Below are 5,236 nucleotides of genomic sequence, written 5' to 3'. Positions count from 1 at the left end.
GAGAAGACCCTTGTCGCCGCCCTGGACGCACCCGACCGTGCAGCAGAGAGAACAGCCCCGGACCAGCCGAAACAGCTATCCCCGGGGCGCCCCGGGGCACGCCCCAACCGCGGTGTCACCGTCCCTCCCGCCGCCCGTGACACGACCGCCCCGACCCGGTCTGACAGCGACCTGCTTGATGCGCTTGACGCGCTTGGTGAGGCGGCCGGCGGCCTGTCGATCCGCGCCGCCGCGACCCACCTGTGCGTCGGACAGGTCCGCGCCAAGCGGCTGCTGACCGAACATGCGGCACGCCGACAGGCACCGCTGTCGCTGGTCCACGACGGTGACCGGGAGGTGTCGGCATGACCGGCGGCGTGCAGGCCGATCTGCGCCGGCTGCCGTGGTGGGCGACCGTCCCGGTCGTCCTGCTCGCGCTGGCTGTTCTGGGGCTGCGCGCCGCCGGCCTGGTCGTCGCCCTGATCGTCACCCTCGCCGAACGCGTCGATGTCGCGGTCGGTATCGCCGCCGGGATCTCGCCGTTGGGTGCGTCGACCGTCCTGATCCCCGACCTGACCGATCTGTCCGCCGCGTTCCGGGGAGGTGCCCGATGAGCGAACAACCCGCCAGCCCGTCTGAGGAGACCGACGGCCCGGACGCGACGGTCCTGCCCGGTCCGTGGCTACCCGCGATCGACGACGACCGGGTCATCGACGGCGAGGTCATCGACGCTGCTGGTGTCGCACCGGTCGGCCTGGTCGACGACGGCCCGCGCACGGCGGGCGGGGCGTTGAAACGGCGGCGGCCGGGCCCGCTGGTCCGCGCCGACACGGTCCGCGGGGTCACCCGCCCGGCGGCCCGCGCCGCCGTGCACGTCGGCTACGGCCATGTCCTGTGGGCCCGCCGGGCGGTGGATGCGGCCACCCATGCGGCGATCCGCGAGCAGATCCGCGCCACCCGGGCCCGCGGCGACGCCGGCGAACTCAAGGTCTGGCTGGACCAGTTGCAGGCCGCGAAGAACGCCCGCCGCGCCCGGCTCGCGAACCTACCCGAGGTCCTCAAGGCCACCGTGATCACCGCCGCCTCCGGCGTGCTCGTCATCGCCGCCGGCCTGGTCGCCCTCGGCATCCTCGTCGGGGTGGTCACCCCGCTGGGGATCGGCTGGGGCGACTACTGGCACTTTTTGGGCTGGCTGCTGGGCACCCTGGTCACCTGGGCCACCATCCTCGTCCCGTTGGCCGCTGCCGGTCTCGTGCCCGCATGGCTGGTCGCGGCGTGGCGCACCGGCCGCGCCGACGGCACCGCCCCCGGCTGGGTCGCCACGTCCACCGACGACAACGTGGACATCGTCGTGGACGAACGCACCCTCACCCAGGCGCTTGCCGCGCTACGCATTAGGCAGATCACCGACTATCTGAAGATCGCCCCGATGCAGTACCTGGTGTCCGCCCGCCAGGTTGGCCGGGGCACCCACGCCGTCGTGCGCCTGCCCGCCGGCCTACCCGCCAGCCACATCACCGCCCAGACCCGCCGGGAGTCGATCGCGGCGAGCCTGCACCGGCGGGTCAACGAGGTCTGGCTACGCACCGGCGACGACGCGGGCCTGCTCGACATCTGGATCGCCGACCCCGGCGCACTCCAGGAAGGCGCCGGCCCCTACCCGCTGCTCACCGACGGCAAGGTCGATGTGTTCAAGGGCGTGCCGTTCGGCAAGAGCCTGCGCGGCGAACCCCTCACCATGCAGATCCGCGGACGGAACAGCATCACCGCGGGCATGCCCGACCAGGGCAAGTCCAGCGTCGCCCGCACCGTCATGACCGGGGTTGCCCTCGACCCGACCGCCGAACTACGGATCTGGGTCCCCGACTCCAACTACGACTTCGAGGCGTTCGCCCCACGCTGCTCCCGTTACGTCATGGGCGCCGAAAACGAGAAGATCGAACAGATCTGCCTGGACATGGAAGAACTCGTCGACGAGATCCAGACCCGCGGCGAGAAGCTGATCGAACACGGCGAGACCGAAGTCACCCGCAAACTCGCCTCCGCCGGGGTCGGCCTGCACCCCATCGGCGCCCTGCTCGAAGAGGCCCACATCGCGTTCGCGCACCCCGTCTACGGCGAACGGATCATCATCGCCTGCGAGACGGTCGTGCGCCTGGGCCGCAAACGCCTCATCCACCTGATCCTCAGCACGCAGGCGACCACCGGCAACAGCGTCCCCCCGGCCGTGACGATGAACTGCGCCAACGGCATCTGCTTCGCCGTCGCCCGCTGGCAGGAGAACGACGCCGTTCTCGGCCAAGGCGCCTACGCCGCCGGCCACCGCGCCACCGACCTCATCCCCGGCGTCGACAAAGGCAACGCCGTCGTGCGCGGCCTCACCCAGGACCGCTCCGTCGTCGCCCAGGCCTACTTCCTGTCCGCCTCCCGCGGCAACGACCAGGTCACCCCGATCATCACCCGGTCCCTCGACGCCCTGCGCCGTAAGGGCCTGCCCGTCCCCGGCACCACCACCCCCCGCCGCGACACCACCACCCCCACGACCCGCGACCTACTCGAGGACCTCGACGAGGTCCTCGGCACCGACCTCATCCCCGCCGCGAAGGTCCCGCCGCTGCTGCTCAACCTCGCCCCTACCTGGCCCGCCTACAAGGGCCTGACCGGCACCGGACTCGTCAAGCTCCTCGCCGCCGAAGGCATCAAGGTCCCCTCCACCGGCAACCGCTGGCCCCTCGACCCGGTCACTGTCCGTGAAGAGATTGCCCGCCGGTCCACCGTCGACCTCGACGAGTGAGTGAGCCCCCCACCAGCCCCTGAACCGCGCCTGACAGGCCCCTACGGCCCTCCGATCCCACTGCCCCACCTGGGCTCACTCGCCTCGCTTCCCCCAGCCCAGCAGGCCCACCGGCCCCCTGAGCCCACCGGGTTAGAGATCTAACTCGCCCGCGGCGATCTAACCGCCCGCGAGCCTCGTTCAACACGCCCACCACCAGTCACGCAGAGTCACAGATCTTGGAAGGGGATGGCTGATGGCAGACACCTGCACCCGCTGCCGCGAAACCCGGTACGTCGGCCGTGGACGTGACCGCGGACCCTGCCCGGCCTGCAACGCCGCCGCCGGTGGCATCGGCGACCAGGCCGCCGGCGCGGCCCAACGGGCCTTCGACGGGCTGATCGGCCGCCGCCGCGACGTCGACGGACGCCAGACCACCAGCCGGCCGCACCGGTTCGCCACCGAGACGACCGCCACCCGAGGCCCGCGCCGGAAGAAGACCGCTGCGAAGAAGAAGTCGACCGCCCGGGCGCCGCTGATGCCGCCCTGCGACCGGTGCGGCACCCGCGGACCGCTCACCGTCACCAGCCGCGCCGCCGTCTGCACCGGCGGCTGCACCCCACCAGCCACCTGACACCCACCCGCCGGTCGTCACGTGATGACCGGCCACGCCCACACCCCAGCGAAAGGACCGGCCATGACCCACACCGCCCCGACGCCCAAAGACCCCTCCGGCCACCCGCGCACCGGCATCCCCGCGCCCGTCGACTGGGAGCGGACCTCCCTGGACACCGCCGACCAGATCGAGCAGGTCTTTCCCGCCATGACCACCGTCACCGTCGACGGCACGGACATCGAGATCTGCGAGGACTGGGCCGACGACGAACTCACCTTCACCGAACTCCTGCTCGCCGGCCACCACGACCGGCCCACTGCCCTCGCCGCCGCCCGCACCTACCTCGACGCGCACACAAACGACCTGATCGACGAGACCCGGTCCTGGGCGCACCCCCACGTCCGTCACGGCCATATCCGCTTGTTCCTGCACCACGGTCTCGACAGTGACGAGGCCTGGACCTGGGTTGCCCACCCCACCAGCCGCGACATTCCCGTCACAGCCGTCACCGCACCCGTCTAACCCCGCCTCGAACGAGACGCCACGGCCAGATCCGCCACAGCGATGCCCGCCGCTGTCACGTCTCCGCTCCCGGCTGAGCCTTCCCCTGACGAGCCGTCACCACGACCGAACCGCGACCACCCCGGGAGAACACCCATGCCCGCCACACCCCAGAGGTCCACCGAGAAGGGCACGTCGCATCGACCGCTGACGTGGGCGAACTCCCTGGGCAACCTCCCGGGCAACTCCTCGCCCTACTCCCCGCGCCGCTCCTCGGCCTGCTTGCGGTGGCCGGGGCAAACAGCCTGGTCAGGGGCACTGGGCAACCAGGTGCCAGCCATCCGACATGTCTTTGTCCTGGTCTGGCACCGCTAGCGGGGAGAGCTCGTGACGGTTCCCGCCCACATCAAGCCATCCGCGCCAACCCCCTTTCACCCGCCGGTCGTCACGTGACGACCGCTCCGCTGAAAGGACCGACCATGACCGCTGGCGTTCCTCACCCACCCGCACGGGCCGCCGCCCAGCCGGGGCGCAGGTGGCCGGATCGGCGTGCCGCCGCGTTGCACTACGCCGCCCGCGGCTGGCAGGTATTCGTCCTCGGTCGCACCAAGCGGCCCGTCGCCAACTGCGGCCGTGCGCCGGCGCCGGGCCCGACCACGACCGGGAAGCCTGCCCGTGTCTGACCTGCCACGGCTTCTACGCCGCCACCGTCGACCCCGAGCGGATCGCCGCGATGCTCACCGCCGTCCCCGAGGGTCTGCTCGCGATCCGTACCGGCGCCGTGTCCGGCCTGGCGATCATCGATATCGATCCGCGTAACGGCGGCCGGCTTGACCGGACGCTGATGAACCCGACCGCGACCGTGGCCACCCCCGGCGGGGGCTGGCACCTCTACTACGCCCACCCCGGCCGGTCGCTGCCCGGCAAGCTCCCCGGTCGGATCGGCGTCGACATCAAGACCGACGGCGGACTCGTCGTCGCTCCACCGTCCACGCCCGCCGGGGCCGCCCGCGGCTACCGGTGGACCTCCCAGCCCCGGCCCGTCGAGGAGATGGCCCCCCGTCTCCTCGACGCCTGCCAGACCCGCTCGGGAGCGCCGGTCCCAGCGGCCACCGGCACCGCCAAGACCAGTCCGACCGGCCTCGTGGGGGGCGGGGCCATCTCGAAGCCCGACGCGCTGCTCGCGGCAACGCTGGCCGCTGTCGACCGGGCCCCGCAGGGGCGACGGCGCGTCACCCTCTACGGCGCCGCCCGCGGCCTGGCCCGCATGGTCGCCGCCGACGCGCTGAACACCCTCGACGCCGTCGACGCCCTCACCGCCGTCGGTGCACGCAACCAGCAGACCCCCCGGGACATCCGCGGAGCGA

Annotated in this window: 6 protein-coding genes; all 6 read left to right on the top strand. The window is 72.2% G+C overall.

Going from position 1 to position 5,236, the window contains the following annotated elements:
* Positions 1-348, top strand: a 348-nt coding sequence (locus tag G6R24_RS17925; RefSeq protein ID WP_225438681.1) for a hypothetical protein, incomplete at its 5' end; no start/stop codon positions are given.
* The gene (locus tag G6R24_RS17920) at positions 345-593 is read left to right on the top strand and encodes a hypothetical protein (RefSeq protein ID WP_136449247.1); all 249 of its coding nucleotides are present in this window, start codon (positions 345-347) and stop codon (positions 591-593) included. The genes G6R24_RS17925 and G6R24_RS17920, both read left to right, overlap by 4 nt.
* On the top strand, positions 590-2,773 hold the full coding sequence (locus tag G6R24_RS17915; RefSeq protein ID WP_163550364.1) for a cell division protein FtsK: 2,184 nt from the start codon (positions 590-592) through the stop codon (positions 2,771-2,773). The genes G6R24_RS17920 and G6R24_RS17915 overlap by 4 nt, the downstream gene beginning before the upstream one ends.
* 235 nt (positions 2,774-3,008) lie before the next feature.
* The gene (locus G6R24_RS17910; protein ID WP_163550363.1) at positions 3,009-3,386 is read left to right on the top strand and encodes a hypothetical protein; all 378 of its coding nucleotides are present in this window, start codon (positions 3,009-3,011) and stop codon (positions 3,384-3,386) included.
* Between the two features lie 63 nt (positions 3,387-3,449).
* On the top strand, positions 3,450-3,890 hold the full coding sequence (locus G6R24_RS17905; protein WP_163550362.1) for a hypothetical protein: 441 nt from the start codon (positions 3,450-3,452) through the stop codon (positions 3,888-3,890).
* A 712-nt stretch (positions 3,891-4,602) separates the two neighbouring features.
* A partial coding sequence (locus tag G6R24_RS17900) for a bifunctional DNA primase/polymerase (RefSeq protein WP_476727360.1) occupies positions 4,603-5,236 on the top strand: 634 nt, incomplete at its 3' end.

Origin of the sequence: Candidatus Frankia nodulisporulans (assembly GCF_902806475.1) — a bacterium.
In the GTDB taxonomy this organism is placed as follows: Bacteria; Actinomycetota; Actinomycetes; order Frankiales; family Frankiaceae; genus Frankia; species Frankia umida.
Note: the sequence above shows the minus strand (reverse complement) of the source record. Positions and strands in the feature narration are given on the sequence as shown.

What these genes read in the sequence shown, in the direction of transcription:
- G6R24_RS17920 (WP_136449247.1), top strand. Translation starts at nt 345, where the DNA reads ATGACCGGCGGCGTGCAGGCCGATCTGCGCCGGCTGCCGTGGTGGGCG.
- G6R24_RS17915 (WP_163550364.1), top strand. Translation starts at nt 590, where the DNA reads ATGAGCGAACAACCCGCCAGCCCGTCTGAGGAGACCGACGGCCCGGAC.
- G6R24_RS17910 (WP_163550363.1), top strand. Translation starts at nt 3,009, where the DNA reads ATGGCAGACACCTGCACCCGCTGCCGCGAAACCCGGTACGTCGGCCGT.
- G6R24_RS17905 (WP_163550362.1), top strand. Translation starts at nt 3,450, where the DNA reads ATGACCCACACCGCCCCGACGCCCAAAGACCCCTCCGGCCACCCGCGC.